General features: G+C 70.6%; 27 protein-coding genes. 15 read left to right on the top strand and 12 right to left on the bottom strand.

The annotated features are described in order from the left end of the window. Nucleotides 1-485: 485 nt before the first annotated feature. Nucleotides 486-2,060, top strand: coding sequence for an alkaline phosphatase D family protein (locus tag ATL45_RS17250; protein WP_093155092.1), 1,575 nt, complete (start codon nucleotides 486-488; stop codon nucleotides 2,058-2,060). 110 nt (nucleotides 2,061-2,170) lie between these two features. Next, nucleotides 2,171-2,761: a SanA/YdcF family protein gene (locus ATL45_RS17245; RefSeq protein ID WP_246025395.1), complete on the top strand. Its 591-nt coding sequence runs from the start codon at nucleotides 2,171-2,173 to the stop codon at nucleotides 2,759-2,761. Nucleotides 2,762-2,945: 184 nt separating this feature from the next. Here the strand turns inward: ATL45_RS17245 and tsaD are convergent, their stop codons facing one another. From tsaD to tsaB, 3 genes are read right to left on the bottom strand one after another with little or no spacing between them, the layout of a single operon-like run. Further along, entirely contained in the window at nucleotides 2,946-4,001 is a 1,056-nt protein-coding gene (gene tsaD / locus ATL45_RS17240) for a tRNA (adenosine(37)-N6)-threonylcarbamoyltransferase complex transferase subunit TsaD (protein WP_093155094.1), read from the bottom strand. Then, nucleotides 3,998-4,465, bottom strand: a complete 468-nt coding sequence (rimI, locus tag ATL45_RS17235; protein WP_093155393.1) for a ribosomal protein S18-alanine N-acetyltransferase — start codon at nucleotides 4,463-4,465, stop codon at nucleotides 3,998-4,000. The genes tsaD and rimI overlap by 4 nt, the downstream gene beginning before the upstream one ends. An 11-nt stretch (nucleotides 4,466-4,476) precedes the next feature. Further along, complete coding sequence (gene tsaB, locus ATL45_RS17230; RefSeq protein WP_093155096.1) at nucleotides 4,477-5,130, bottom strand: tRNA (adenosine(37)-N6)-threonylcarbamoyltransferase complex dimerization subunit type 1 TsaB; 654 nt, start codon at nucleotides 5,128-5,130, stop codon at nucleotides 4,477-4,479. 105 nt (nucleotides 5,131-5,235) lie between these two features. Between tsaB and ATL45_RS17225 the strand changes: the two genes are divergently transcribed. Then, the gene (locus ATL45_RS17225) at nucleotides 5,236-5,562 is read left to right on the top strand and encodes a hypothetical protein (protein ID WP_093155097.1); all 327 of its coding nucleotides are present in this window, start codon (nucleotides 5,236-5,238) and stop codon (nucleotides 5,560-5,562) included. A gap of 68 nt (nucleotides 5,563-5,630) precedes the next feature. Here the strand turns inward: ATL45_RS17225 and allB are convergent, their stop codons facing one another. Continuing rightward, the gene (gene allB, locus ATL45_RS17220; RefSeq protein ID WP_093155099.1) at nucleotides 5,631-6,986 is read right to left on the bottom strand and encodes an allantoinase AllB; all 1,356 of its coding nucleotides are present in this window, start codon (nucleotides 6,984-6,986) and stop codon (nucleotides 5,631-5,633) included. Between the two features lie 326 nt (nucleotides 6,987-7,312). Between allB and ATL45_RS17215 the strand changes: the two genes are divergently transcribed. After that, nucleotides 7,313-8,449, top strand: a complete 1,137-nt coding sequence (locus ATL45_RS17215) for an aspartate racemase/maleate isomerase family protein (RefSeq protein WP_093155100.1) — start codon at nucleotides 7,313-7,315, stop codon at nucleotides 8,447-8,449. Nucleotides 8,450-8,564: 115 nt separating this feature from the next. On the opposite strand, the gene ATL45_RS17210 is transcribed toward ATL45_RS17215, so the two are convergent. The 4 genes from ATL45_RS17210 to ATL45_RS17195 all read right to left on the bottom strand — a co-directional run bounded on the left by ATL45_RS17210 (nucleotide 8,565) and on the right by ATL45_RS17195 (nucleotide 13,990). Then, nucleotides 8,565-9,692: a glycerate kinase gene (locus ATL45_RS17210; protein WP_093155101.1), complete on the bottom strand. Its 1,128-nt coding sequence runs from the start codon at nucleotides 9,690-9,692 to the stop codon at nucleotides 8,565-8,567. A gap of 390 nt (nucleotides 9,693-10,082) precedes the next feature. Continuing rightward, nucleotides 10,083-11,786: a glyoxylate carboligase gene (gene gcl, locus ATL45_RS17205; protein ID WP_093155102.1), complete on the bottom strand. Its 1,704-nt coding sequence runs from the start codon at nucleotides 11,784-11,786 to the stop codon at nucleotides 10,083-10,085. Nucleotides 11,787-12,057: 271 nt separating this feature from the next. Continuing rightward, complete coding sequence (locus ATL45_RS17200; RefSeq protein WP_093155103.1) at nucleotides 12,058-12,936, bottom strand: 2-hydroxy-3-oxopropionate reductase; 879 nt, start codon at nucleotides 12,934-12,936, stop codon at nucleotides 12,058-12,060. A gap of 253 nt (nucleotides 12,937-13,189) precedes the next feature. Further along, the gene (locus ATL45_RS17195; RefSeq protein ID WP_093155104.1) at nucleotides 13,190-13,990 is read right to left on the bottom strand and encodes a hydroxypyruvate isomerase family protein; all 801 of its coding nucleotides are present in this window, start codon (nucleotides 13,988-13,990) and stop codon (nucleotides 13,190-13,192) included. Between the two features lie 202 nt (nucleotides 13,991-14,192). Between ATL45_RS17195 and ATL45_RS17190 the strand changes: the two genes are divergently transcribed. The 9 genes from ATL45_RS17190 to ATL45_RS17150 all read left to right on the top strand — a co-directional run bounded on the left by ATL45_RS17190 (nucleotide 14,193) and on the right by ATL45_RS17150 (nucleotide 21,381). Next, entirely contained in the window at nucleotides 14,193-14,450 is a 258-nt protein-coding gene (locus ATL45_RS17190) for a thiamine-binding protein (RefSeq protein ID WP_093155106.1), read from the top strand. A 10-nt stretch (nucleotides 14,451-14,460) separates the two neighbouring features. Beyond that, nucleotides 14,461-14,826: a helix-turn-helix domain-containing protein gene (locus tag ATL45_RS17185; protein WP_093155107.1), complete on the top strand. Its 366-nt coding sequence runs from the start codon at nucleotides 14,461-14,463 to the stop codon at nucleotides 14,824-14,826. A 455-nt stretch (nucleotides 14,827-15,281) separates the two neighbouring features. Continuing rightward, nucleotides 15,282-15,788: a 2-oxo-4-hydroxy-4-carboxy-5-ureidoimidazoline decarboxylase gene (gene uraD / locus ATL45_RS17180; RefSeq protein WP_093155109.1), complete on the top strand. Its 507-nt coding sequence runs from the start codon at nucleotides 15,282-15,284 to the stop codon at nucleotides 15,786-15,788. Continuing rightward, nucleotides 15,785-16,120: a hydroxyisourate hydrolase gene (gene uraH, locus ATL45_RS17175; protein ID WP_093155110.1), complete on the top strand. Its 336-nt coding sequence runs from the start codon at nucleotides 15,785-15,787 to the stop codon at nucleotides 16,118-16,120. The genes uraD and uraH overlap by 4 nt, the downstream gene beginning before the upstream one ends. 7 nt (nucleotides 16,121-16,127) lie before the next feature. Then, nucleotides 16,128-17,018, top strand: a complete 891-nt coding sequence (gene pucL, locus ATL45_RS17170; RefSeq protein ID WP_093155112.1) for a factor-independent urate hydroxylase — start codon at nucleotides 16,128-16,130, stop codon at nucleotides 17,016-17,018. A gap of 283 nt (nucleotides 17,019-17,301) precedes the next feature. Then, a complete protein-coding gene (locus ATL45_RS17165) occupies nucleotides 17,302-18,780 on the top strand; it encodes a nucleobase:cation symporter-2 family protein (protein WP_170210263.1) in 1,479 nt (492 codons plus the stop codon). 181 nt (nucleotides 18,781-18,961) lie between these two features. Beyond that, entirely contained in the window at nucleotides 18,962-20,023 is a 1,062-nt protein-coding gene (locus ATL45_RS17160) for a S8 family serine peptidase (protein WP_093155113.1), read from the top strand. A gap of 189 nt (nucleotides 20,024-20,212) precedes the next feature. Further along, nucleotides 20,213-20,461, top strand: a complete 249-nt coding sequence (locus ATL45_RS17155) for a hypothetical protein (RefSeq protein ID WP_177242008.1) — start codon at nucleotides 20,213-20,215, stop codon at nucleotides 20,459-20,461. A gap of 8 nt (nucleotides 20,462-20,469) precedes the next feature. Then, nucleotides 20,470-21,381 (top strand): serine/threonine-protein kinase, encoded by a 912-nt coding sequence (locus ATL45_RS17150; RefSeq protein ID WP_093155115.1) that lies wholly within the window; start codon nucleotides 20,470-20,472, stop codon nucleotides 21,379-21,381. Between the two features lies 1 nt (nucleotide 21,382). On the opposite strand, the gene ATL45_RS17145 is transcribed toward ATL45_RS17150, so the two are convergent. After that, nucleotides 21,383-22,240, bottom strand: a complete 858-nt coding sequence (locus tag ATL45_RS17145) for an SDR family NAD(P)-dependent oxidoreductase (RefSeq protein ID WP_093155116.1) — start codon at nucleotides 22,238-22,240, stop codon at nucleotides 21,383-21,385. A gap of 65 nt (nucleotides 22,241-22,305) precedes the next feature. Here ATL45_RS17145 and ATL45_RS17140 point away from each other — a divergent pair, with 65 nt between their 5' ends. After that, the gene (locus tag ATL45_RS17140; protein ID WP_093155118.1) at nucleotides 22,306-22,893 is read left to right on the top strand and encodes a TetR family transcriptional regulator; all 588 of its coding nucleotides are present in this window, start codon (nucleotides 22,306-22,308) and stop codon (nucleotides 22,891-22,893) included. 5 nt (nucleotides 22,894-22,898) lie between these two features. Here the strand turns inward: ATL45_RS17140 and ATL45_RS17135 are convergent, their stop codons facing one another. Both ATL45_RS17135 and ATL45_RS17130 read right to left on the bottom strand, forming a co-directional pair. Then, nucleotides 22,899-23,186, bottom strand: coding sequence for a hypothetical protein (locus tag ATL45_RS17135; protein WP_093155119.1), 288 nt, complete (start codon nucleotides 23,184-23,186; stop codon nucleotides 22,899-22,901). 183 nt (nucleotides 23,187-23,369) lie between these two features. Beyond that, a complete protein-coding gene (locus ATL45_RS17130; protein ID WP_093155121.1) occupies nucleotides 23,370-23,828 on the bottom strand; it encodes a hypothetical protein in 459 nt (152 codons plus the stop codon). A gap of 113 nt (nucleotides 23,829-23,941) precedes the next feature. On the opposite strand from ATL45_RS17130, the gene ATL45_RS17125 reads away from it, so the two are divergent. Continuing rightward, nucleotides 23,942-25,033 carry a hypothetical protein gene (locus ATL45_RS17125; protein WP_093155122.1) on the top strand — a complete coding sequence of 364 codons (1,092 nt, stop codon included), beginning with the start codon at nucleotides 23,942-23,944 and terminating at the stop codon, nucleotides 25,031-25,033. Between the two features lie 58 nt (nucleotides 25,034-25,091). Here the strand turns inward: ATL45_RS17125 and ATL45_RS17120 are convergent, their stop codons facing one another. Beyond that, complete coding sequence (locus ATL45_RS17120; RefSeq protein WP_093155124.1) at nucleotides 25,092-26,345, bottom strand: DUF6986 family protein; 1,254 nt, start codon at nucleotides 26,343-26,345, stop codon at nucleotides 25,092-25,094. Between the last annotated feature and the right edge of the window lie 12 nt (nucleotides 26,346-26,357).

Here is a 26,357-nt window from a genome sequence, read left to right as displayed (position 1 = left end):
GCGTGATCTTCGCAGGTAGATCGGCATGCGGGATACGTCACCAATACCGGAGGCAGTGCACGGATGTGGCGTTCGGTGCCCTATGTTGCCTGGCATGCCAGCCCTCTCCAAGCCAGCGAACCGGCCGTGGGAACGACGTCCCCGACCCGCGCGCCCACCCGGCCCGCCTGGTCCGCCGACTCGGGCCGGTTGGCGCCCGAAGTGAACCGGACCACTGCCCCGACCCGCACCGACGACGTTCACCCAGACCCCCGATGACGAATACGACACCTGTGCCCAGGGCTTCGGCGCTGGGCACAATTCGTGGTGTCCATGAGCACACGGCCCCGGCAAGCGCTACCACCCGCTGACCGGGCAGCGCAGAACTCGCAACCGGCGTTGAGCCGGGTGGCCGAACCGGTGGCGAGTTCGTCAGGAATTCACCTGGAGCAGCCCTCATTCCGGTAGTTTCCGGCGTTCGACCGGAACGAACTGGAGGGCTTGCGATGACCGAATCCCCCGTCCCGTTATCCAGGCGGGTCAGCCGACGCGCCGTGCTCCTCGGCGGTGCCGCCGCGCTCGGGGCCACCGCGCTCGGCGGATCCGCGCTGGCCAACGCGCTGGCCATGCCCGGCGCCGGCGTCCGGCGACTCGCCGATCCGTTCACCCTCGGCATCGCCTCCGGCGATCCGCTGTCCGACGGCGTCGTGCTGTGGACCCGCCTCGCGCCGAAGCCGACCGCCGACGACGGCCTGGGCGGCATGCCCGACAAGGTCGTGCCGGTGCAGTGGGAAGTCGCCGAGGACGAGCAGTTCAGCAAGATCGTGCAGAGCGGTGAGGCGCAGGCCGCTCCGGAGCTCGGGCACAGCGTGCACGTCGAGCTGGAGGGGCTGCAGCCCGGCGCGGAGTACTTCTACCGCTTCCGCGCCGAGGGCGAGATCTCGCCGGTGGGCCGCACCAGGACCGCGCCCGCGCCGGACGCGCTCGACGAGCTGACCATGTGCTTCGCCTCCTGCGCGCACTACGGCGAGGGCTACTTCACCGCCTACCGCCGGATGGCCGAGGACAACCCGCACCTGATCCTGCACCTCGGCGACTACCAGTACGAGTACCCGGCCAAGGCCGAGGACGTGCGCGAGGTGCTGGGGCCGGAGACCCGGACGCTGGCCAACTACCGGCAGCGGCACGGCCAGTACAAGACCGACCCCGACCTGCAGCTGGCGCACGCGACCGCGCCGTGGGTGGTGGTGTGGGACGACCACGAGGTCGAGAACAACTGGGCCGACGAGGTGCCGGAGAAGCCCGACGACGGGTTCCTGGACCGGCGCAAGGTGGCGTTCCAGGCCTACTACGAGAACATGCCGCTGCGCAGCACCGCCAAGCCGTCGGGCATCGACCTCCAGCTCTACCGGCGCCTCCGGTGGGGATCGCTGGTCAACTTCCACATGCTCGACACCCGCCAGTACCGCGACGACCAGGCCTGCGGCGACGGCTGGCAGTCCGGCTGCACCGACCGGGAGGACCCGGACCGGTCGATCACCGGCGCCGAGCAGGAGAAGTGGCTCCTCGACGGGTTCCGCGACACCACCGCGCGCTGGGACGTGCTCGGCCAGCAGGTGTTCTTCTCCAGGCTCGACCGCGGGATCGGCGACGAGGAGAAGTACAGCATGGACTCCTGGGACGGTTACGTCGCCAACCGCGACCGGATCGCCGACGCGATGGCCGACAGCGCCGTCCGCAACGGCGTGGTGCTCACCGGCGACGTGCACCGGCACTGGGCCGCGGAGATCAAGCGCACCCACGACAAGCCGGACTCCCCCGCCGTCGGCACCGAGTTCGTGACGACCTCGGTGACCAGCGGTGGCGACGGCAACGACGACGGCAGCGAGGACGTGCTCAAGGAGAACCCGCACGTGAAGTTCTACGCCAACCGGCGGGGCTACGTGCGCACCAAGTTCACCGCGGCCGAGCTGCGCGCGGACTACCGCGTGCTGACCAAGGTGTCCGAGAAGGACGCCCCGGCGGAGACCGCGAAGTCCTTCGTGGTCGAGGACGGCAAGCCGGCGCTGAACCCGGTGTGAGGCCTCGGGGCGCCGGTCCCGCCGGGGCCGGTGCCCTGCTGATGCGCTCGGCCCTGCGCGACGTGCTCGTGCGCGGTGATCTCCGTCGGCCGCGATGGCACACTTGGCGGGTGCGCGGAGTGTGGGTCGGGCTGGTGGGACTGGTCGGGATCGGTGTGGTGACGGGATTGCCCTCGGCGTGGGCGTTCGCGCGCAGCGCGCGGCGCATCCGGTCGGCGTCCGACGTGCCGGAGACCGAGGTCGGCCTGGTGCTCGGCGCCGGGGTGCGCTGGGACGGCACGCCCAGCCTGATCCTGCAGGGGCGGCTGAACGTGGCCAGGGACCTCTACGACGCGGGGAAGATCCGGCGGATCATCGTCAGCGGCAGTCCCGAATCGCGCGGCTTCAGCGAACCCGTGGTGATGCGCCACCACCTCGTGTCGCACGGCGTTCCGGACGATTCGATCGTGCTCGACGAGTCCGGTGTGGACACTTGGCGCTCCTGCGTGCGGGCGGCGGGCGAATTCGGCCTGCGCGAGCTGACGGTGATCAGCACGGACTTCCACCTCCCCCGAGCGGTGGCGATGTGCCGCCGTCTCGGCGTGGACGCCCACGGCGTCGGCCACCACGCGGCGGCGGACTGGCGCCTCCAGCGCGTCGCGGCGCGCGGAGTCCGCCGCGAGTTCCTCGCCACGGTCAAGGCCTTCTGGTACAGCCGCTGACCGCCGCTCCGGCCCTCCACCGCCGGGTACTGCGCAATTTCAATGGAAATCAGGTCCCCGATTTCAATTGAAGTTGCGCGCGTCGTCGGCGTGTCGGGTGCCCGACACACCGACGACGTGTCGGGTTCTACGCGATTTCAATGGAAATCGGACGTCTGATTTCCATTGAAATTGCGCAGGACGGTCACTGGACGACGATGGTGCTGACCGGGAGGCCCGGGTTGGCAGGCATGTCCAGCGGCGAGGGCTTCGCGCCCGATGCCAGGACGTGCGCTCCCAGGGCCGCGATCATCGCCCCGTTGTCGGTGCACAGGCGCGGGCGCGGGACCCGGAGCGTGATGCCCGCCTCCGCGCAGCGCTGCGCCGCCAGCTCCGACAGGCGGGAGTTCGCCGCCACACCACCGGAGATCACCAGCGTGTCCACCTCCAGGTCGCGCGCCGCGCGGACCGCCTTCGCGGTCAGCACGTCGGCCACTGCTTCCTGGAACGAGGCGCACACGTCCGGGACCGGGATCTCCCGGCCTTCGCGCTGCTCGGTCTCCACCCAGCGGGCGACCGCCGTCTTCAGGCCGGAGAAGGAGAAGTCGTACTTCGCGTCGCGCGGGCCGGTGAGGCCGCGCGGGAACGCGATCGCCTTCGGGTTGCCGAGCTTGGCCTGCTTGTCGATCGGCGGGCCGCCCGGGTAGGGCAGGTCGAGGATGCGCGCGACCTTGTCGTAGGCCTCGCCCGCCGCGTCGTCGATGGTGGTGCCGACCTCGGTGATCCGCTCGGCGATGCCCTCCACCAGCAGCAGCTGGGAGTGCCCGCCGGAGACCAGCATCGCCAGGCAGCGATCCGGCAGCGGGCCGTGCTCCAGGGTGTCCACGGCGACGTGCCCGCCGAGGTGGTTGACGCCGAACAGCGGCACGCCCAGCGCGGAGGCGTAGGCCTTGGCCGCGGCGACGCCGACCATCAGCGCGCCCGCCAGGCCCGGCCCCGCGGTCACCGCGATGGCGTCCACATCGGACAGTTCGAGGCCGGATTCGTCCAGCGCGCGGCGCATCGTCGGCGCCATCGCCGCGAGGTGCGCGCGGCTGGCGATCTCCGGCACCACGCCGCCGAAGCGGGCGTGCTCGTCGACGCTGGAGGCCACCGCGTCGGCCAGCAGCTCGACCGTGCCGTCCGCGGCCAGCCGCACCAGGCCGACGCCGGTCTCGTCGCAGGAGCTCTCGATGCCGAGCACCACCCGGTCCGCAGTCATTCCCCGGTCTCCGTTCCCGCCGCGGGCCGGCGCATGGTGTGCGCGTCGGCCCCGGACGGCTGGTAGTAGCGCTTGCGCAGGCCGACGATCTCGAAGCCGTGCTTGCGGTACATCGCGATCGCGGGTTCGTTGTCGGTGCGCACTTCCAGGAACGTCGTCGCCCGCTGCTCGTCGGCCCGCGCCAGCAGCGCCCGCAGCAGCGCCTTGCCCACGCCGGTGCCCTGGTGACCGGGCTCGACGCCGATGGTGTGCACCTCGGCCTCGGCGTGCGGGGCGCGGCCGACCACGGCCAGCCCGGCGTAGCCGATCAGCCGCCCGTCGAGGTAGGCCCCGACGTAGTGGTGGCCCTGGTCGAGCTCGGAGACGAACGCCTCCCACGACCACGGGTCGTCGCCGGGGAAGAGCACCTGCTCCAGCTCCGCGCAGCGCTTCAGGTCGGCGCGGCGGAGCTTGAGCACCTGCAGCGCAGTGGTGGTCACTTCGCACCCCTGGTCAGCACGGACTTCCGCTTGCTCGGCAGCTCCGCGTCCGGTCGCCGCAGGTAGAGCGGCACCAGCGGGGCCGGTTCGGTGCCCAGCACCTCCTGCGCCGCCGCGACCAGCCCCACCGACGTGGGGTAGCGCGGCTCGACGACGGGCAGGTCGAACGCCTCGGCCAGCTCTCCGGCCGCTGCGGAGCAGCCCTCGGTCGGCACGTCGGCGGGCCGCTGCACGTGCGGGCCGTCGATCCTGGTCCGCCCGGAGTAGGCGGCCCAGTAGGCCTCCTTGCGGCGCGCATCGGTGGCGACCAGCAGCTGCCCGGTGACGTCGGCCTGCGCGGCGATCGCGTCGAGGCTGCACACCGGGTGCACCGGGCGGCCGCACGCCTGGCCTAGCGCCGCAGCGGTGACCATGCCGACACGCAGGCCGGTGAACAGGCCGGGCCCGGCGCCGACGACGATCGCATCGGCGTCGGCCAGCTCGTGTCCGGCTTCGGTCATGACGTCGAGGAGCTGCGGCATCAGCAGCTCTCCGTGGGCGCGCGGGTTGATCGTGACGCGTTCGGCGAGCGATCGGGGCCCACCGTCGTCCAGCGCGACCAGCCCGGCGGTGACCGCAGGGGTCGAGGTGTCCAGCGCAATGACGAGCACGGTTACTCAGCGTACGTCAGCCCTGGTGAGGTGGGGCTTCCCACCCCGGCGGCCGCGGGTTGGCAAGATCTCCGCTGACGCGAATCCGGCGACCGGGGGTTTCAGATGTTCGGCAAGAAGCACGAAGCGCACGTCATCGTGCTCAACGATCTCGACGACGGCCGGGAGGCCGTCCGGCGAGCGCTGGAGAGCGCGTCCGCCGAGGAGGTGCCGGGTCTGCAGCGCGCGCTGCGGATCCTCGACGAGTCGGCCTCCGCCGAGGACCCGAAGATCCGCTGGACCCGCGAGGTCCTGGCGAAGGCCGGGATCGACCCGCTGGAGCGCGAGGTCCACGCGGTCCGCGAGGTCCGCAAGGAGCTCCCGGGCCTGTCCCTGGTGGCGGCCGTGGACATGGTCCGCGCCCTGAACGCCGACGCGAAGCAGCGCCGTTGACTCAGGCCCCGTGAGTGCTTTGTGTTGCTATAGCGCCACAAAGCACTCACGGGCACGACCGGCCGGTGTCAGCGGGTGAGGAGGTTGCCCTGCGGGGCGGTCGCCGCGTCGGGGCCGACGATCTGCGTGCCGCGAAGCCAGGTCTCGCGCACCACGCCCGCCAGCGGGCGGCCGTGGTAGGGCGAGACCGGGTTGCGGTGGTGCAGCTTGTCCACGTCCACCACGAAGGCCGCGTCCGGGGCGAAGACGCAGAAGTCCGCGTCCTGGCCGACCGCGATGGAGCCCTTGCGGTGCACTCCGGCGAGCTCGGCGGGCTTGCGGGACATCCACTGCACCACGTCGGCCAGGCTGTGGCCGCGCACCCGCGCCTGCGTCCACACCGCGGGCAGGCCCAGCTGGAGGCTGGACACGCCGCCCCAGGCCACGCCGAAGTCGCCGATGTCGAAGCGCTTGAGCTCCGGGGTGCACGGCGAGTGGTCGCTGACCACGCAGTCGATGATCCCGTCGGCCAGGCCCTGCCAGAGCAGTTCCCGGTTGCGCGCCTCGCGGATCGGCGGGCAGCACTTGAACTGGGTCGCGCCGTCGGGGACCTCCTCGGCGCTGAAGCTCAGGTAGTGCGGGCAGGTCTCGACCGTGACCTTGACGCCGTCGGCGCGCGCGGAGGCGATCATCGGCAGCGCGTCGGAGGAGGACAGGTGCAGGATGTGCACGCGGCCGCCGATCCGCCGGGCCAGCTCGATGACCTGCGCGATCGCCACGTTCTCGGCGCCGCGCGGGCGGGAGTTGAGGAAGTCGCCGTAGGTCTCGCCGTGCGCGGTGGGCGCGTGCTCGATGGCGTCGGAGTCCTCGGCGTGCACGATCATCATCGCGTCGTAGCGGGCCAGTTCGCGCAGCGCCTCGTCCAGCTCGGCCGGGTTCAGCGGCGGGAACTCGTCGACGCCGGAGTGCAGCAGGAAGCACTTGAAGCCGAACACCCCGGCCTCGTGCAGGCCGCGCAGCTCGCCGAGGTTGCCGTGCACCGCGCCGCCCCAGAAGCCGACGTCGACGTGCGCCTTCTCGCGCGCGGTCTTGCGCTTGATCTCCAGCGCGCCGGTGTCGATGGTCGGCGGCAGGCTGTTCAGCGGCATGTCGAGGATGGTGGTGACGCCGCCGGCCGCCGCGGCGCGGGTGGCCGTGTCGAAGCCCTCCCACTCGGTGCGGCCCGGGTCGTTGACGTGCACGTGGGTGTCGACCAGCCCCGGCAGCAGCACCTCGTCGGCGGCGAGCTCGACGGTGCGAGCCGCGTCGAGCTGGGCGTCGAAGGGCTCGACAGCGGCGATGCGGCCGTCGCGGACGCCGACGCTGCCGGACGTCTCCCCGTTCGGGCCGATGAGCCGACGTGCGCGGAAAACGACGTCGAACGTCGCGGTGGCTGCCTCGGACAACGCGGTACCTCCTGGACTCAACTGTTCAACAAAGTGTTGAACCTTCGACGGTTCCGGTCAAGCCCCCACGGCCGGAAAGCACGACAAGTTCTTCCGCATTGTGAAGTATACTTATCGATTCATGAAATAATCCTGCAGAAGCCGTGCCCGGTCAAGAACCCGCCCGCGAAGCATCGATTCAGCCTCCCGGTCGCATCCGCCCAGGTGTTGACAGGTGCCGCGAAGCGCTGTTTGGTATACCGCATCCCCGATCGCGCCGCTCCTCCCGCGCCGGAGGCCCGCCGGGACGCGAGCACCGGGCTCCTGCCCGCGGGAGAGGAGTCGTCATGCCCCGCATCGGAATGCTGACCCCGTCGTCGAACACCGTGCTAGAACCCGTCACCTACCGGCTGCTGTCCGGCGCGGAGGAGGTGACCGCGCACTTCAGCCGGTTGCCGGTCACCGCGATCTCGTTGGCCGAGGAGCAGAGCGGCCAGTTCTCCGTGGCCCGGATGTCGGCCGCCGCCGAGCTGCTCCGGGACGCCGCGGTGGACGTCGTGGTGTGGAACGGGACCGCCGGGTCCTGGCTCGGCCTCGACTACGACCGGCAGGTCTGCGATGCGCTGTCGCAGGTGTGCGGGGTTCCGGCGACGACGTCGACGCTGGCGCTGCACGACGCCTTCCGCGCCTTCGGCGTGCGGAGGTTGGGCCTGGTCACGCCGTACACCGGCGACGTGACAGCGCGCATCGCGGAGACGTACGCGGCCGAGGGCGTCGAGGTGGTGGCCGACGAGCGGCTGGAGATCACCGACAACTTCTCCTTCGGCGAGGTGCCCGAGCAGCGGCTGGTCGAGATGATCGGGGCCGCCGCGCCCGGCGCGCAGGCGGTGGCGCTGGTGTGCACGAACCTGCGCGGCGCCTTCGCGGCAGCCGAGCTGGAGCCGGAACTCGGAATCCCCGTGCTGGACAGCGTTTCCGCGACGTTGTGGAAGGCGCTCGACCTGCTCGGCGGCCGTCCTCTCGATCGCGGGAGCGTGCTGCTGTCCGGCTCGACGCGGGCCGCGCTGAAGGAGATCTGCGCCCTGCTCCGCGCGGCGACCGGCTCGGACCGGACGACGGTGCGCCTGGACCTGCCGTCGCAGCGCCTCGGCGTCGACCTGGCCGCGGCCGAGGACACCGGGCCCGGCGTGGCGGCCATCCAGCACGACGCAGGCCTCGACCAGCGCGCGCTGAACACCGTCCGATGGCTGGAGGAACACCGCAAGCCGCTGGTGCAACCGCACTTCCGCGCTGACCCACGACCTCCGCAGGCTCTCATCGACACCTACGGCGTCCGAGCCCAGCTGCTCGCCCCGATCGAGATCGACGGTGCGATGGTCGGCTGGCTCTCGGTGCACAGCCTCACCGAGCGCGACTGGACTCCTGGCGAGATCCGGGCCGCCGAGGCCGCGACAGCCCGCGTCAGAGCCCTGCTGGAGCGGTGACCGACGCAATTTCAATGGAAATCGGATGTGCGATTTCCATTGAAATTGCATCCTCCTCACCCGGCCGGGTGCCCTGCGGACGTCTCGGCGGAGCGAGGAGGGGCCTTGTCGCCGCTCACGACTTCAGGTGTTCGACGGCGATGCGCTCGGCCAGTTCGGGGAGGAGGGTCGCCGCTTCGCGGATGCAGCGCTGGGGGTCCGGTTCGATGTCGGTGAGGGTGTAGACCGCTTCGATGCCCGCTTCGCGGAGGCGCTCCGGGGAGAGCTCCGAGCGACCGGCGATCGCCACCACCGGGACGCCCGCCGCGCGGGCTCGGGCGGCCACCCCGGCCGGGCCCTTGCCGTGCAGCGTCTGCTCGTCGATGGAGCCCTCGCCGATGATCACCAGGCCCGCTCCGGCCAGCTGGCGGTCGAAGTCGATCAGCTCCAGGACGACGTCCACGCCCGGGCGCATGCGGGCTCCGAGCACCGCGAGGGCGCCGTAGCCGACACCGCCCGCCGCGCCGGCACCCGGCTGCTCCGCCACGTCGCGGCCGCCCGCCGCCAGCACCGCGCGCGACCAGTTCGCCAGGGCGTCGTCGAGGAAGCGCACCTGATCGGGGTCGGCGCCCTTCTGCGGGCCGTAGACGTGCGCCGCGCCGCGCTCGCCGAGCAGCGGGTTGTCCACATCGGACGCGAGGATCACCTCGGTCTCCGCCAGCCGCGGGTCGAGACCGGAGAGATCCACCGAGGCCACGCGGGACAGTGGTCCACCGCCTGGGGGCAACGGGTGCTCCGCAGCATCCAAAACCCGCGCCCCCAGGACGGTGAGCATTCCGGCGCCGCCGTCGGTGCACGCACTGCCACCGACGCCGAGCACCACGGTTCGCGCGCCCGCGTCGAGCGCCGCCAGGATCGCCTCGCCGGTGCCCTCGCTGGACGCCGCCAGCGGGGCGAGCTCGTCCGGGTCCAGCAGCGCCAGCCCGGAGGCCGATGCCAGCTCGACCACCGCCGTGTCGTCGAACACCGCGATCTCGGTGTCCACCGGCTCGCCGACCGGCCCCGCGACGCGGACCGGGATCGGCACGTACCCGCCGGCCACCGCAGCCTGGACGGTGCCGTCACCGCCGTCGGCAACCGGTGCCGACCGGACCTCCACTTCGGGCCGGGCCCGGCGCAGGCCGGTGGCCACCGCGGCGGCCACCTCCGGCGCCGTCAGCGAACCCTTGAACTTGTCCGGCGCGATCAGGACGGGTCCAGGCAAGGCGAACTCCTGTTGTGCAGGTGGTGGTGCCCCCGCCGAGACGCCCGGCACGTGCTCGGCGGGGAACACCGAGGGTCATCGGATATTCCACCCGAGGACCCCGTCTGGGGAAAGTGGGGAAGGCGCTCGCCGGAACACCACCGCGCGTTCCGGCGAGCGCTCCCCTCGCGGGGCTGCCCTGGTGGCCCCGCACGGGGTGCGTGAGTGTGTGACAGGACCGCTCGGCCCGGTTCCCATCGGGCCGAACAGCGCCAACGCACCCCGAGTCCAATCGGAGAACCTGCCTCCGACTTCGTTCTTCTTTTTTCGAAGCGGCGCAGCCGCTTGGTCCACGCACGGCACTTGCACCGCTACCCGCGCCGCCTCGCAAGGCGACCGAGGAACAGTCGTTCAGGCGTTCGGGACCGGTTCCGGTTCGATCATGGCGTCGATGCGGATGCCTCGCGCCGTGTTCGCCTCTCGCTCGATCATGACCTCGACCAGGACCGGGCGGCTCGTCGCGACCGCCTCCTTGCGGGCCCACTCGATGGTGTCGGCCAGGTCGGACGGCTCGAACACGCGGCGGCCCGAGCAGCCGTAGGCCTCCATGATCTTGACGTTGTCCGTGCCGTGGTCGTCGTAGTGGATGTCGACCTCGGTCTTCATGCCGAACGCGTCGCCCTCGGCCTGGCGGATCAGGCCCAGGTACTCGTTGTTCAGCATGATGATCACGAACGGGATGTCGTACTGGGCGGCCACCGCCAGCTCCTCGACCAGGAACTGGAAGCCGTAGTCGCCGACCACCGCGACGACCTCCGCGTCCGGCTTCGCCGACTTCACGCCGATCGCCGCCGGGATCTCCCAGCCGAGCGGACCGGCCTGGCCGCACACCTGGTAGTGCCGCGGCAGGTGCGCGGTCTGGAACTGGCCGCCCCAGATCTGGTAGAGCCCGATCGCGGTGACGAAGTACGCCTCCGGCGGGAAGATCTGGTTGATCTCCCGGTACACCCGCGGCGCCTTGATCGGCACCGTGTCGTAGTCGTCCGGGCGGGTCAGGGTCTGCTTGAGCACGCCGACCCTGGCCACCCACGCCGAGAAGTCCTTGCTCGCGTTGCGCTTGCGGGCCGCGTCGATCAGCGCGTCCAGGAACAGCCTGGTGTCCGAGACGATGCCCAGGTCCGGACCGAAGACCTTGCCGATCTGGGTGGGCTCGATGTCGACGTGGATGAACTTGCGGTCACCGCGGTAGGTGTCCAGCGCACCGGTGTGCCGGTCGCCGAAGCGGGCGCCCAGCGCCAGCACCAGGTCGGCCTCCAGGAACGACTGGTTGCCGTAGCGCTGGCTGGTCTGGATGCCGGTCATGCCGGCGAACAGCTCGTGGTCCTCCGGGAAGGAGCCCTTGCCCATCAGGGTGATCTGCACCGGGACGCCGAGCAGCTCGGCCAGTTCGCGCACCTGCTCGTGGGCGTCGCCGAGGATCACGCCGCCACCGGCGAGGATCAGCGGCCGGTCGGACTCCAGCAGCATGTCCAGCGCACGCTCGACGCGCGGCAGGTGCGGCTCGACGGCCGCGATCGGCAGCGGGGCGTCCAGCGACGGGTCCCACTCGATCTCCTGCTTCTGCACGTCCAGCGGCAGGTCGATCAGCACCGGGCCGGGGCGGCCGGAGCGCGCGATGCGGAAGGCCTCGCGGAAGATCCACGGCGCCTGCGCGGCCTCCTTGACCTGCACCGCCCACTTGGTGACCGGCTTGGCGATGTCGACGATGTCGACCGCCTGGAAGGCCTCCTGGTGCAGCTTGCTGGAGACCGCCTGGCCGGTGATGCACAGCATCGGGATCGAGTCGGCGATCGCGGTGTAGAGACCGGTGATCATGTTGGTGCCGGCCGGCCCGGAGGTGCCGATGGCCACGCCGACCTTGCCGTTGGTGCGGGCCCAACCGTCGGCCATGTGGGTGGCGCCCTCTTCGTGGCGGACGATCAGGTGCTCGATGCCGCTGTCCTCCATCGCCGCGTACAGCGGGAGGATCGCGGCGCCGGGGCAGCCGAAGGTGATGTCCACGCCCTCGGACTTGAGCACGTCGACGACGGCCTGCATGACAGGGACTTTGGCCATGGTGTAAGACTTCCTCTCGGGTGCTGCGCGCACCTTGTTGGGAACGGGTCGGTGGTTCTGGTTGCTTGGCGGCGCTTGGACCGCCGACCCGTGACCGTCTTGCTGCCGACCGCTGCTGCGCGGCCGTTCTCGCTGCTCAGGCTCCGTGAGTGCTTCGGGGCGCTATAGCACCCTGAAACGCTCACGTGCGTTTACCTGGTAAGTGGCGGTGCTGCACGGGATCTGCCGCAGGAGACGAGGGATTCTCCGTGCAGCACCGCGGTCTTCGGGCTCAGTCGCGTCCGTTGAGCTGCGTGATCTGCTTGAGCAGACCGGAGTGGTCGAGCTTGCCGTCGCCCTGCGCGACGGCCGCGGCGACCAGCTGGCTCACCAGCGAACCGAGCGGGATCGTCAGGCCCGCGTCGCGAGCCGCGGCCTGCACGATGCCCATGTCCTTGTGGTGCAGTTCGAGGCGGAAGCCGGGCGCGAACTCCCGGCCGCGCATCTTGTCGCCCTTGGCGTTGAGCACGGTGCTGCCGGCGAGACCGCCGCCCAGCACCTTGAGCCCGGCCTCGGTGTCCACGCCGTGCGCCTCCAGGAACACCAGCGCTTCGGCGACCAGACCGATGTTGCCCGCCACGATGAGCTGGTTGGCGGCCTTCACGGTCTGCCCGGCGCCCGACGGTCCAACGTGGACGATCGTGGTGCCGACCGCGCCGAGCACGTCCTGCGCGGCGGCGAAGGCGTCGGCGTCGCCACCGACCATGATGGACAGCGTGCCGTCGATGGCCTTCGGCTCACCACCGCTGACCGGCGCGTCCAGGGCGCGCACGCCCTTCTCCGCGGCGGCTTCGGCGACCCGCCGGGAGACGTCCGGGCGGATGGTGCTGCAGTCGATGAGCAGCGCACCCGACTTGGCGTTGGCCAGCACGCCGTCCTCGCCGAGCACGACGGCCTCGACGTCCGGCGAGTCCGGCAGCATGGTGAAGATGATGTCGGCGTCGCGCACGGCCTCGGCAGCGGTGGCCGCGGCCTTGCCGCCGTCGGCCACCAGCTTGTCGACCTTGGCCTGGCTGCGGTTGTAGCCGACGACCTCGTGGCCGGCCTTGACCAGGTTGGCCGCCATCGGGCCACCCATGATCCCCAGCCCGATGAATCCGACCTTGCTCATGGAGTTACCTCCGTTGGCTCGGAGCCAGTTCGTTGATTTTCTGTCTTTGAAGCGGCGCAGCCGCTTAGCCCACCTACGGCGCTTGCACCGCCGCGGGTTCTCAGACTGCGCCCGCCCAGACTGGGCTCTTGGCGAGGACAGCCCGTTCGCCGTGTATCGGACGTACATCAGAACGGGATCCCGCAGTCCAGGCGGCGTCTGAGGTTCCGCCACCCGCACCGCCACGCAGAACGAGTCTGGAACCAGGCATTCTTCAGCGCTTGATCCAGCCGAAGCTGTCCGCGCTGGCTCCGCTTGGCTTGTACTCCAGGCCGACGTATCCGCGGTAACCCTTGGCGTCGAGCTTGGTGAAGAAGTGGTCGAAGTCGATCTCCCCGGTGCCCGGCTCGTTGCGGCCCGGGGCGTCGGCGATCTGCACGTGCCCGATGGCCGCGGCGTGCGCGTCGAGCGCCGCATCCGCGTCGTCTCCGTTGACCACCAGGTGGTAGATGTCGAACAGCAGGCGGAGGTTGTCGTCGCCGCCCGCGGCGCGCACCCGGTCGATCACCGCGATGGCGTCGGCGGCCGTCTTCAGCGGGTAGGCGGGCATGCCGCTGACCGGCTCGATCAGCACCGTGCCGTCGATGCGCGACACCGCCTTGGAGGCGCGCAGCAGGCTCTCGGTGGCGACCTGGTCCTGCGCGGCCGGGTCGACGCCGTCGATCCGGTTGCCGTACAGGGCGTTGAAGGCCCGGCAGCCGAGGCGCTCGCCGATGCCGACGACGACGTCGACGTTGTCGGCGAACTCGCCCGCCCGGTCCGGGTTGGAGAGCACGCCGCGGTCACCGGCGGGCATGTCGCCCGCGAAGAAGTTCAGGCCGACCAGGGAGACCCCGGCGTTCTCGACGGCCTGCACGAACCGGTCCACGTCGCGGTCGGCGGGCACCGCTTCCGGGAACGGCCACCAGAACTCCACCGCGTCGAAACCGGCGGCCTTGGCGGCCGCGGGCCGGTCCAGCACGTCCAGTTCGGTGAACAGGATCGAGAGGTTGACCTCGTACCGGTTCGGATCCATGGGCACCCCCTCGGGAGAAGTTTCGGAGATTTCGCATCAGATCGAAGATTTCGCGATGCGGAAGTCTTGTTTCGTACAGCGATAGATTAGCGACTGTCGTCAAGCCGGTCAACGGCCCCCCTGGAGTTACCCGCGGGTCACGAACTACGCGGCGCAGCGCGGAGATCGGCACCGACTACGGTGCGAGCAGGGAGGTCGCACCATGATCTTGCGAGCTGAGTTCACCACCGAGCCCTTCGAGGGCGAGGGCGAGCCACCGGCGCACGCCGTGGCCGCCCGCGACTGCCTGCGCGCCGCCGGCCTGGAGCCCGACTTCGGCCCGCTGGGCACCTCGATCACCGGCGAGCGGGAGATCCTGCTGCCCGCGCTGGCCAGCGTCGTCGAAACCGTGCTGGACACGGGTGCGAACCGGATCACCCTGCAGGTGACCGTCGACGAAGCCGACGGCGACCAGGTTTAGGCTGGTCAGCGTGCATCCGCTCGCCAACGCGATCGCCCCGCTGCTGGAGCACATCGGCGGCACCGCCGTGCCCGCCGACCAGAGCAGGCCCGGCGACATCGTCCTGTACTGGGAAGACGCCCCGGCGGTGGCCGTGCGGCTGCCCGGCGAGGAGCTGACCAGCGCCCTGGACCGGATCATCCGCGCCGTCGAGGCCGAGCTCGGCGGCCACCTGCCGGACCTGCCGCGCCCGGACAAGCAGCGCGCGGTGCGCCTGCTGGAGGAGCGCGGCGCGTTCAACATGCGCAAGTCCGTCGAGACGGTGGCCAAGGCGCTCGGCGTCAGCCGCTTCACGGTTTACAACTACCTCAACCGCGAGCAGGCCGACCGCAACTGACGCCGCCGGGCCGCCTCGACGGCCGACCGGGTCCACGGCGCGGCGAGTTCGCGCGAAATCGCCGCGCCGCACGCGTGCGGAGTGACGCTTCCGCGCGAAATCGGCATCGGCCCTCGCCCGGTTCCGTGAGCGTTTTGAGGGGCTACAGCACCCCGAAACACTCACGGCCCCATCGAACACCTTGCGGATACCTCGACCCACAGATGGCGACAAAACGGGCGAAACAGACACGACTTCGACCTGCCCGAACCGCTCGGATTGTGCTGTCCGCACAACGCTCCATCAGGATTTTTCAACAAAGTGTTGACACTTGGCGCAACGCAGTCGTAGCTTTTGCCGCACCGAAGCTCTGAGCAGCAGCCGCAGCACAGCCCAGGCATGCTCGGACGTCACGTCCGCCGCCTGACTCCCCCGGAAAACCTTCCGGGGCCGCCCACATCCTGTGAGAGTTTGCGATGTCAACAACCACCCGACCGGACCGGCTCAACGGCCTGCCCCGCGCGGAACTCGTCGAGCAGCTGCTCGCCTGCCTGGACATCCCGCGCTGGGCCGCCGACATCGCCGACCAGCGCCCGTTCGCCGACGACGACGCGGTCTACCGGGCCGCCGACGCCGCCGCACCGGCGCTGACCCGCGAGGAGCTCGACCAGGCGCTGGCCGCGCACCCCCGCATCGGCGACCGGCCGCAGGGCACGGGTACCTCGGCGAATTTCTCCCGCAACGAGCAGGCCGGCGTCGGCGACGACGCGGAGCTGGCCCGCGCGCTGCGCGAGGGCAACGAGGCCTACGAGCGCCGCTTCGGGCACGTCTACCTGGTCTGCGCCAGCGGTCGCAGCGGCGCGGAGCTGCTGGAGGTCCTGCACTCCCGCCTGGACAACGAGCCGGAAACCGAGCTGCGGATCGTCGAGGACGAACTCCGCAAGATCGCACGTCTGAGATTGGCAAAGGTGATCGAAGGATGAGTGCCGTCACCACGCACGTGCTCGACGCCGCGCGGGGCAAACCCGCCGTCGGCGTCGCGATCCGGCTGGAGGCCGCCGACGGCGACGGGTGGGCGGCCGTCGCCGACGGGCGCACCGACGACGACGGCCGGATCAAGGACCTGGGGCCGGAGCGGCTGGCCGCCGGGGACTACCGGCTCACCTTCGACACCGGCGCGTACTTCGAGGGCCAGGGCACCGCGTCGTTCTACCCGCAGGTGCAGATCACCTTCCGGATCGCCGATCCCGAACAGCACTACCACGTTCCGATTCTGCTGAGCCCGTTCGCCTTTTCCACCTACCGAGGGAGCTGATCACCTCATGGGCATCGTCATGGGCCCCAACCAGTACGGCAAGGCCGAGGTCCGCATCGTCTCGGTCAACCGGGACACCCCGCGGCACACCATCAAGGACCTCAACGTCAGCTCCTCGCTGCGCGGTGACCTCGACGGTGCGCACCTGACCGGCGACAACGGCAACGTGCTGCCGACCGACACGCAGAAGAACACGGTCTACGCCTTCGCCAAGGAAGCGCCGATCGGCGAGATCGAGGAGTTCGCGCTGCGGCTGGGCCGGCACTTCGTCGGCACCGCGGACGGGATCACCGGGGCGCGCATCCTCATCGACGAGTACAGCTGGGAGCGCATCCCCGTCGGCGGCACCGGCCACGACCACTCCTTCGCCCGCTCCACCGACGAGAAGCGCACCACCGCGGTCACCATCGACGGCGACCAGGCGCACGTGGTGTCCGGGCTCAAGGACCTGATCGTGCTCAAGTCCACCGGCTCGGAGTTCTGGGGCTACCCCAAGGACAAGTACACGACGCTGTCGGAGACCAACGACCGCATCCTGGCCACCGCGGTGACCGCTCGCTGGCGCTACCTCCACACCGACGTGGACTTCGGCAAGAGCTTCGAGTCGATCCGGGCCACCATGCTGGAGGCGTTCGCCACCACGCACAGCCTCGCGCTGCAGCAGAGCCTGTACGAGATGGGCAAGGCCGCGATGGAGAAGCACCCGGAGGTGGCCGAGGTCCGGCTGTCGCTGCCGAACAAGCACCACTTCCTGGTCGACCTGGACTACTGCGGCCTGGAGAACAACAACGAGGTGTTCTTCGCCGCGGACCGTCCTTACGGCCTCATCGAGGGTGTCGTCAAGCGCGACGACGTGGACGAGGCCCCGCAGGCCTGGTACAGCCTCCCGCAGTTCTGATCGACGCGATTTCAATTGAAATCGCACACGTGATTTCAATTGAAATCGCGTAGCACCACTCCGACCTCTCAGCAGCGGAGGTCGTGAAGGATCACCGCCGATCCTCAGCCTTAGGGGCCACCGGGGGTATCACCTGGTGGCCCCTGCTGCTACCCGGACTTCGGGCGCGCAGCCCGGAAGACCCACAGGTCCACTGTGGAACGAAATGTGATTTCCCGGCAACAAGTAGAAAATTCCCGGCATTGATAGTGACCTGATCTGACCCTGCGGCCCAGGAGTCACCATGGCCCTCTTCAAGATCCGTCGCAACCGCGGCACCCGGAACGGAAAACCCAGCGACGTCCACCCGGTGGACGAAGTGATGCCCCCGGTACGCATGATGGCGTACGGCGTCCAGCACATCGCCGCGATGTACGCGGGCGTGGTGGCGCCACCGCTGATCGTCGGCGAGGCCATGGGCCTGCCGCCGATCGAGATGACCTTGCTGATCGGGGCGAGCCTGTTCACCGCGGGCCTGGCCACCATGCTGCAGTCGCTGGGCATCTGGAAGATCGGTGCCCGGCTGCCGTTCGTCAACGGCGTCACGTTCGGTTCGGTCGCGCCGATGCTGGCCATCGTCGCGCAGCAGGGGCAGCAGCACTCGCTGTCGGTGATCTACGGTTCGGTGCTGATCGCGGGCCTGCTGGCCTTCCTGATCGCCCCCTACTTCTCCCGCATGGTGCGGTTCTTCCCGCCGGTGGTCAACGGCACCGTGATCACGCTGATCGGGCTGGCCCTGATGCCGGTGGGCATCAAGTGGATCACCGGCACCGATTCCAGCGCTCCCGACTACGCCGCGCCCGAGAAGATCGCGCTCGGCGGCGCGACGTTCGCCCTGGTGCTGCTGTTCAACCGCTTCCTGAAGGGCTTCTGGAACCGCATCGCGCTGCTCATCGGCCTGGTCGTGGGCACCCTGATCGCCTGGCCCATGGGTCTGATCAACACCACCACCATCGAATCGGCGCCGGTGTTCAACCTGCCCACGCCGTTCGCGCTGGGCGCGCCGATGTTCGACCTGACGGCGACCATCTCGATCTGCATCGTGATGCTGGTGGCGATGATGGAGACCACCGCGGACATGGTCGCGCTCGGCGAGATCGTGGACCGGCCCGCCGACGAGGAGACCATCGCGGCCGGCCTGCGCGCCGACGGTGCGGGCAGCGCGCTCAGCGCCGTGTTCGGCGGTTTCACCTGCAGCGCCTTCGCGCAGAACATCGGCCTGGTGGCGCTGACCCGGGTGCGCAGCCGGTACGTGGTCGCCACCGCCGGTGGTGTGCTGGTGCTGCTCGGCCTGTTCCCGGTCGTCGGCGCGATCGTCTCGCTGGTGCCGCAGCCGGTGCTCGGTGGTGCCGCGCTGGTGCTGTTCGGTTCGGTCGCCGTCAGCGGTATCCGCACGCTGGGCAAGTCCGACCTGGGCGACCCGTTCAACTCGCTGATCGTGGCGGGCGCGCTGGGCATCGGCCTGGTCCCGGTGATCTCGCCGCACTTCTACGAGCACTTCCCGTCCGCGCTGCGCACCGTGCTCGACTCGGGCATCAGCACCGGCTGCATCGCGGCCCTGCTGCTGAACATGCTGTTCAACGCCTGGCGCAAGAAGTCGGCGAGCACCGAGGAGACGGTCGGCGGCGACACGGTCGCGGTCATCGCCACCACCCCGGGCGAAACCGCCGTCCCGGAACCCCGCAACTCCCCCAAGGGCTCCTCATCGGAGTCCGTGCACTGACCCCGCCCTGAACCGGTGAGGAAGTGGAGGGCGCCTTTCGCCGAGTCGGCGGGAGGCGCCCTCCGCGTGCTCCGGTCGTCCGAAACCGTTGCTGCGAACGGCCGTTCTTCCAGTTCGGGCGCATCGAGGAAGCGTCGGGATCGTTGATCCGGCGAATGATGCGCTGAAGTTGGGAGACGCGATGCGGATTCGGGCACTGCTGACCGCTGGGCTGGTCGGACTGTCGGTCCTGGCCGCCCACACGACCGCCACCGCGCAGCAGGCCGGTGATCCGCTCAGCGAGAAGCAGTGGGGGCTGGCGCAGCTGCGGGCGCCGGAGGCGTGGGCGACCAGCACCGGCGCGGGCCAGGTCATCGCCGTGGTGGACACCGGCGTCGACCTCGGGCACCCCGAGCTGGCGGGCAAGCTGGTGCCGGGTGCGACCTTCGCGGGCTGCGGTGAGCGCCCGGCGCCGTGCGGCAACGGCGACTGGCTCGGGGTGGACGGCGTCGGGCAGCCCGCCGACGTCCACGGAACGCACGTCGCGGGCATCGCGGCGGCTGCGACGGGCAACGGGATCGGCATCGCCGGGGTCGCGCCGGATGCGCGGATCATGCCGGTCAAGGCGCTGGAGGACGGCTCCGGCAGCTTCGCCGAGATCGGCGCGGGCGTCCGCTGGGCGGCCGACAACGGCGCGAACGTCATCAACCTCAGCCTCGGCGCCATCCCCGGCGCGCAGCTGCTGACGCTGATCGGGCTGACGCCCGAGACCAAGGACGCCATCGCCTACGCGCGGGAGAAGGGCGTGGTCGTGGTGGCCTCCGCGGGCAACGAGACCGCGCCGCTGTGCGGCACCCCGGCGTGGGAGGCCGGCGCGTTGTGCGTCACCGCCACCGACCCGGCCGAGCTGCACTCGGTGTACTCCAACCTCGGCCTGAAGCTGGACACCAAAGCGGTTGCCGCGCCTGGTGGCTCCTCGCTGCAGGGCTGCGACGGGGATGTCTGGGCGCCGGTTCCGCGCGGCGCGGGCTCGCCGGACTGCGGGCAGAGCGACTACGACTCGCTCGCCGGAACCTCCATGGCCGCCCCGCAGGTCGCGGGCGTCGCGGCGCTGCTCGGCGCGCAAGGACGCGACGCCGACGGCATCGAGCAGGCGCTGATGCGCTCGGCCCGCACGCCGCTGGTCGGTGCTCGCGGACTGTTCACCCCGCTGTACGGCTACGGCATCGTCGACGCCCAGGCCGCCGTCCAGCAGCCGATGTGATCGGAGAACGGCCCGTTCTCCGGCGAGAGCGGGCCGTTCGCAGCACTGGCTATTACCACTGGCGATCTTCAGCCGGTCATACCCACGAAACGGCCAAAACTCCTCGACCGCGGGCCGGAATCCCGGGACAATGATCACAGGGCCGCGCGTTGGTGCGCGGCCGCAGAGCGATCCGGGAGCGTGGGAGCGATGGACCTCTCCAAGCTGTTCAAGATGGTGTCCCCGGCCAAGCACCACAGCCGCAGCCACTCCAGCAGCGGCCACCGGCGCCGGGACTCCAGCGACGATCACCGCCGCCGCCGTTACGACAGCAGCGATCACCGGCGTCGCCGCCGGGACAGCAGTGACGACTACCGGCGCCGGGACAGCAGCGACGACCACCGCCGCCGTCGCTACGACAGCAGCCGCGGCCACTACCGCCGTCGCAGCCACAGCTGATCAGCGCGGTGTTGATCGACTCGTTGAGCTCGTACTACTACGGCGAACCGGACCAGGAGTGGGGAAGCCCGGAAGCCCCGCTGGCACCGGGTGATCTCCTCGCGCCCGGGTACCGGGTCGTCGACCACCTGCGCCGGGGCAGCCGCCTCGACGTCTACGACGTGTGGAGCGAGGAGCGCTCCTGCCGCTGCGTCGCCAAGACGGTCCGCCCGGAACGCGCCGAGGACCAGCGCGCGGTCGGCTGGCTGCGCAACGAGGGCGTGCTGCTGACCCAGTTCACGCACCCGCACCTGGTGCGCGGCTACGAGATCGTGCAGACCGAGGAGCCGGCGCGGCCGGCGGTGATCACCGAGACCCTGCCCGGTCACACGCTGGCCTACCTGATCGACGAGCACGGCAGGCTGCGGCCGATCGACGCCGCGGTGCTGGGCATCCAGCTGTGCTCGGTGCTGACCTACCTGCACGGCCGGGGCTGGGTGCATCTGGACGTCAAGCCGTCCAACATCGTGGCGGTGGGCGGCCGGGCGGTGCTGCTCGACCTGAGCCTGAGCTGCCGCATCGGCGAGCGCAGCTCGGCGGGCACGTTCGACTACCTCTCGCCGGAGCAGGCCGCCGGCGAGCGGATGACACCGGCTGCCGACACGTGGGGCCTGGGGATCACGCTGTACGAGGCGTTGTCCGGCACCACGCCGTGGGCGGAGGTCTCGCACCGCGAGCACAGCGAGAACGGAACCCGCTACTACCCGCAGCGCGACCGGACCGCAGCGCCGCTGCGCACCCACCGCCGCCTGCCCGCGGCGCTGACCCGCACCATCGACGCCTGCCTGGCCCCGAGCCCGGAATCCCGCCCGTCGGTGGAAGAAGTCGCAACAGCCCTGATCGCCTGGTCCGGCATGAACCCGGCGACGATCGACACCTGACTCACCTGGTGAGCTCGGCGCAGAGCGCCCAGATCGCCTCGCGGTTGCGCCGGTCTTGGACTGCAGCGGGCCACGGTGCGCGTTGTGCCTTGCTGTTGAAGTAGGCCCCGTGCACCTCGGCGACGCCGGGATCGGATGCCAGGTGAACGCTGGAGGCAGCCGCGCGCCCGATCGCCGCGCCGCCGTAGAGCACCGGCATCAACCGTCGCAGCAGCGGGACGATCGGCCGGGACACGAGTGGATAAGCGCTGGTGGGCAAGGCCTTGTTCATGTCGGTGTATGCGTGCCCGGGATAGGCGACGTTGATCGTGATGCCGGGTTCCCGCACCTGCTCGGCGAACGCGCGGCTCATCGCCATCAGCGCGAGCTTGGTCTGGTTGTAGTGCAGGAGTCCCGCGTAGGACTTCTCCCCCTGCAGGTTGTCCAGCGCTATCCCGCCGCGCGGGACCCCACCCGCGATGTTGACGACACGCCCGGAACCGCCCATCGCGGGCATCAGGAGGCGGGTGAGCAGGTACGGGGCCAGGACGTTGGCCGCGAACGCGGTTTCCACACCGTCCGCGGTCAGTTCCCGCCGTTCCTTGACCATTCCGGCGTTGTTTATCAGGACGTCCAAAGCACCCCGGTCGCCGACCTGCGACGCCAGCCGGTGGAGATCGTCCTGGCTGGTCACATCGGCGAGCAGCGCCTCGATGCGCGGATTCCCGGTGTCGCTGCGGAGTTCCGCGACCGCCGCGCTCGCCCGGCCACCGTCGCGCCCGACCAGGATCACCTCGGCCCCGAGTCGCGCCAGTCCGCGCGCGGTCTCCTTGCCGATGCCGCCGGTGCCTCCGGTCACGAGAACCGTCTTGCCCCGCATGCCCACCTCCACGTGTCACTTGATGACCGTTGTGTCATCTGGTGTCACAAAGTAGCCTGGGGTGCGTGACTGGCGCTAGTGGTACGGACGGGCTCCGGGCGCGAACGCGCCGTGCGGTCCGCGCGGAGATAGCCGAAGTGGCCTTGGAGCTGTTCCTCGCGAACGGCTTCGACGACACCACCGTGGACGAGATCGCCCGTGCCGCGGGCATGACCAAGCGCAGCTTCTTCCGGTACTTCCCGGCCAAGGAGGACGTGGTCTTCGGCGGGATCGACGCGGTCGGCGAGCAGGTGGTGGCGGAGCTGCGCGCTCAGCCCGCGGACCGCTCGCCGTGGGAGTGCCTGCACGCGGTGCTGCGGCAGTGGGCGGAGAAGATCCAGTCCTCGCAACGAGAACTGACCGGCTTGCAGCTCATCGAGTCAACGCAGTCGCTGCGCGCCCGGTTCCACCAGAAGCGGGAGCAGTGGCGCCAAGACGTCGCCGACGTGCTGCGCGAGCGCTCCGAACTCGACGCCTTCACCGCCGACCTGCTGACCAACGCGGCGACGGCAGCTCTGGACACGGCAGCGCGCGAGTCGCAGCGCAACGACGCGAACCGCCTGGCAGCGCTCGACCGCGCCTTCGACCGGCTGCGTCCCGCTTTCGCCGGGTGAGCGGTTCAGCGCTTGCGGCGGAAGGCGATCGCGACGGCGACCAGCACCGCGGCCAGCGCGAGCTGACCGCCCCAGACGATCCGGTTCACGCTCACCGCCGGATGCCAGGCGACGAAGCCGTCCGCCGAGACCGCGAACGCCCCGGCCGGGCGCACCGCCACGCCGTGGCCGCCCCCGATGTGGACGCTCGCCACCGGCAGCAGCGTGGTGTCGCCCTGCTGCACGGGCTCGCCGAAGATCTGGTTCTTGCCCAGCCGATCGGCGAGCGCGGCGACGATGTCGTTGTCTGCCATGGAGATCCTCCAGTCACGAGTCCGCTGCGTCGACGTTAGCCGGTCCGGCCACCGCCCGCCCCCAATTCGCGAACTACGGACGATCGGCGCGGCGGTCGCGAAACCCGGTGCAGTCGCCGCGAACTCAGCAGTACCGACGTGAAATCCCCGCCCACCGCCCGAGCAGCGATCGTTCGGCTCAGATCACTCCGCAGATCCGCGCAGCATCGAGCGGTAGCTCCCGGCCAGGGCCCGGGGCCACCCGGAGAAGTTGATCAGCGCGTCATCGGCGTGGGTCAGCTGGTCGATGGCGCCCACCGGGATCAGCGAGCGCAGCGCGGGGTCGGTGATCGACCTGGTGGTGGCGGTGACGAAGTCCCCGCTGTTGAGCACGGGATAGGGCCGGATCGCACCGTTGATGTTGACGTCGAAGTCGGCCACGACCGGAGTCACCGGATCGGCGATGCCCAGGTCGTTGTGGCGTTCGGCAGTCGAAGCCGCCGAAGTCGACCCCGGCGTACCCGGACAGCGCGCCTTCCGGGAAGTGGGCCACGTCCGGCCCCGCTGCTCGGCCACGCGCAGCTGCCGTGCGATGTGCCGGGCGTTGCTTCGGATGTCCGCGCTCACCGGGAACTGGCACGTCCCCACCCGCATGACGGTCATGCGGCCGATGATGCGCGAGCGCCTCGCGCCGGTCCAGCGCGAATTGCGGTCACGCGAACCCTTTTCCGCTCCAGTGCGGATAACTCGGTGAAACCCTCTGGAGGAGGAACTCGTTGAAGCACTTGACCATCGCGGGAGCGGTCGCGACCACCGCGCTCCTGCTGGCACACCCCGCGTCCGCCGCCGGCAGCTGGTCGGAAGAACACTTCCCGCAGCTCCAGGACGACGGGGTCCTGCACACCGCCGCGGTCGGCGACGACGCCGCATGGGCGTTCGGGATCACGAACGACGCCGACCACCAGCACCACTCGCTGGCATTCCGCCGAGGTCAGCAGGGCTGGGAGCAGGTCCCGACGCCCGACATCGGGCGGATCAACGCCGCCAGCGTGGTCAGCCGCGACGACGTCTGGGCGGTCGGCGACGGCACCTCGATGCACTGGAACGGCGCGGAGTGGCGGGAAGTTCCGATCGTCGCGCAGCCGGAGTACAGCACCTCGCTGTCCGGCGTGACCGCTTTCGGGGCCGAGGAGGTGTGGAACACGGGATTCGGCTGGCGCAGCGACAACAGGCAGACCAGGTCCTCGGTCCAGCACTGGGACGGCCGGGCGTGGCACGAGATCGCGCTGCCGGACCTGGGCATCCGCTCCGAACTGATCGGGATCAGCGGCACCTCGCCGAACGACGTGTGGGTGGCTGGGGCGAAGCCGACCGATCTCGGGCCGGACGGCAAGCTCGGCGGCCTGCTCCTGCACTGGGACGGCGAGCGCTGGGACGAACAACCGCTGGTCGAGATCCCGGGCATGCACGTGCAGCTGCGGGACGTGCACGCGCTCGCACCCGACGACGTCTGGGCGGTCGGCTACCAGCACCCGGGCAACATCGACCGGCGCCCGGTCGCGGCGCACTGGGACGGGACGCGGTGGTCGCTCGCGCCGGTGCCCGACGAACTGGGCCAGCTCAACGACGTGGTCCAGGTCGGGGACGAGCTCCGGGCGGTCGGCTACTCGGTGGAGAAGAGCCCCTACGTCCTGCGGTACGACGGAACGAGCTGGCAGAAGGTGCCGGCCCCGGCGCCGTCGGAGGGCAAGTACCTGAACACCTACGCCGGGGCCGTCCTCGACGGCCGCCTGCTCATCGTCGGTGTCGAAGCCGACGTCGACGACCCGACGAGCACCCGTCCCTACGCCGCCACCCACGGCGACTGATCGAGCATGAAGGGCGCCTCAGGGCCCGGGGGGGTCGGAGGCGCCCTTCACCGTTCGATCAGAGTCGGCCGAGCTTGCGGACCTCTGCTTCCGAGAGGCCGGTCAGGTCCTTGACCTCGGCGGCGTCGATGCCGCCGTTGTCCAGGGCTCGGACGAAGGACGCCGCCAGCGCGCGGGCCGTCGCCGGCTCGTCCAGGACCGCTCCGCCGCTGGCCGAGGCGTACGCCGACAGGCGGGCCGCCTCCGCGGGCGCCGAGTCGCGGAACGCCGCGAACACCGCCGCGTAGCGGGTCACCAGCTGCGCCGGGTGCAGGTCCCAGCCCTGGTAGAAGCCGTGCTCCAGGGAGCGGCGGGTGAGGTCGTAGTGCGTGCGCCAGCCGTGGCGGACCTGGTCGCCGACCGGCAGGACGTTCGTCGAGCCGTCGGAGAGGAACACGCCGGTGCCCGCTGCCGACACCTGCATCACGTGGCGCGCGAAGTCGCAGGCCCGGTGCGCGAGGTGCTGGTGCGCGGCGGTCAGGCCGCAGCCCGCGGTGTAGTCGTAGGTGCCGAAGTGCAGGCCGGTGACCCGGCCGTCGCCCGCGCGCAGGAAGCGCGGCAGCGCCAGACGACCCTCGGAGTCCACGATGGACTGAGTGGTCTCCACCTGGATCTCGAAGCCCAGCGACCGCTCCGGCAGGCCGAGCTGCTGCTCGAAGAGCCCGAGGAACTCGACGAACACCTCCACCTGCGCGACGTCGACCACCTTCGGGAAGGTCAGCACGAACCCTTCGGGCAGGCTGCCGTGCTGCCGCAGCAGCGCGGTGAGGAAGACGTCCAGCGTGCGCACCGACCGGGCGCGCAGCTGCGGGGTGTCGAAGGACTTGACCCGCAGCCCGAAGTTCGCCGGCGCCGCGCCCTCGCGCAGCCAGTCGGCGACCACTCCGGCGGTGCGCTCGGCCTCGGCGTCCTCGGCCTCGTCACCGGGGTTGCCGTAGCCGTCCTCGAAGTCGATGCGCAGGTCCTCCAGCGGGGAGTTCTGCAGCTTGGCGCGCAGCCGCGGGTGCACGGCGCGCGCGATCTCCGGGTCCATCCCGAGGATGTCGACCAGGTCCTCCGGCCGGGCCGCGTCCCGGTCGAGCGCGGCCAGCGCCTCCCGCTCCCACAGCCGAACCGTGTCGGCGTCGACCTTGTTCGCCGGCACGTAGCAGGTGTGCACCGGCTGCCGGACCGCACGCGCACCCGGATAGGTGGCGGCGATGTGCTCGTCCACGGCGGAAAGCCGGGCGAGCCGACGGTTGACCTCGGCGGTTTCCAGCGAGGTTCTGGCCACTTGCGCTCCCTT

Origin of the sequence: Saccharopolyspora antimicrobica, assembly GCF_003635025.1 — a bacterium.
Classification (GTDB): domain Bacteria; phylum Actinomycetota; class Actinomycetes; order Mycobacteriales; family Pseudonocardiaceae; genus Saccharopolyspora; species Saccharopolyspora antimicrobica.
The sequence above is the reverse complement of the archived record's forward strand: the minus strand, read 5'-3'. Positions and strand labels throughout refer to the sequence as shown.

Excerpts from the sequence above, each read along its gene's own strand:
- ATL45_RS17250 (WP_093155092.1), top strand. The coding sequence starts at position 486 with ATGACCGAATCCCCCGTCCCGTTATCCAGGCGGGTCAGCCGACGCGCC.
- tsaD (WP_093155094.1), bottom strand. The coding sequence starts at position 4,001 with ATGACTGCGGACCGGGTGGTGCTCGGCATCGAGAGCTCCTGCGACGAG.
- ATL45_RS17225 (WP_093155097.1), top strand. The coding sequence starts at position 5,236 with ATGTTCGGCAAGAAGCACGAAGCGCACGTCATCGTGCTCAACGATCTC.
- ATL45_RS17215 (WP_093155100.1), top strand. The coding sequence starts at position 7,313 with ATGCCCCGCATCGGAATGCTGACCCCGTCGTCGAACACCGTGCTAGAA.
- gcl (WP_093155102.1), bottom strand. The coding sequence starts at position 11,786 with ATGGCCAAAGTCCCTGTCATGCAGGCCGTCGTCGACGTGCTCAAGTCC.
- ATL45_RS17200 (WP_093155103.1), bottom strand. The coding sequence starts at position 12,936 with ATGAGCAAGGTCGGATTCATCGGGCTGGGGATCATGGGTGGCCCGATG.
- ATL45_RS17195 (WP_093155104.1), bottom strand. The coding sequence starts at position 13,990 with ATGGATCCGAACCGGTACGAGGTCAACCTCTCGATCCTGTTCACCGAA.
- ATL45_RS17190 (WP_093155106.1), top strand. The coding sequence starts at position 14,193 with ATGATCTTGCGAGCTGAGTTCACCACCGAGCCCTTCGAGGGCGAGGGC.
- uraD (WP_093155109.1), top strand. The coding sequence starts at position 15,282 with ATGTCAACAACCACCCGACCGGACCGGCTCAACGGCCTGCCCCGCGCG.
- uraH (WP_093155110.1), top strand. The coding sequence starts at position 15,785 with ATGAGTGCCGTCACCACGCACGTGCTCGACGCCGCGCGGGGCAAACCC.
- pucL (WP_093155112.1), top strand. The coding sequence starts at position 16,128 with ATGGGCATCGTCATGGGCCCCAACCAGTACGGCAAGGCCGAGGTCCGC.
- ATL45_RS17165 (WP_170210263.1), top strand. The coding sequence starts at position 17,302 with ATGGCCCTCTTCAAGATCCGTCGCAACCGCGGCACCCGGAACGGAAAA.
- ATL45_RS17160 (WP_093155113.1), top strand. The coding sequence starts at position 18,962 with ATGCGGATTCGGGCACTGCTGACCGCTGGGCTGGTCGGACTGTCGGTC.
- ATL45_RS17155 (WP_177242008.1), top strand. The coding sequence starts at position 20,213 with ATGGACCTCTCCAAGCTGTTCAAGATGGTGTCCCCGGCCAAGCACCAC.
- ATL45_RS17145 (WP_093155116.1), bottom strand. The coding sequence starts at position 22,240 with ATGCGGGGCAAGACGGTTCTCGTGACCGGAGGCACCGGCGGCATCGGC.
- ATL45_RS17135 (WP_093155119.1), bottom strand. The coding sequence starts at position 23,186 with ATGGCAGACAACGACATCGTCGCCGCGCTCGCCGATCGGCTGGGCAAG.
- ATL45_RS17130 (WP_093155121.1), bottom strand. The coding sequence starts at position 23,828 with ATGACCGTCATGCGGGTGGGGACGTGCCAGTTCCCGGTGAGCGCGGAC.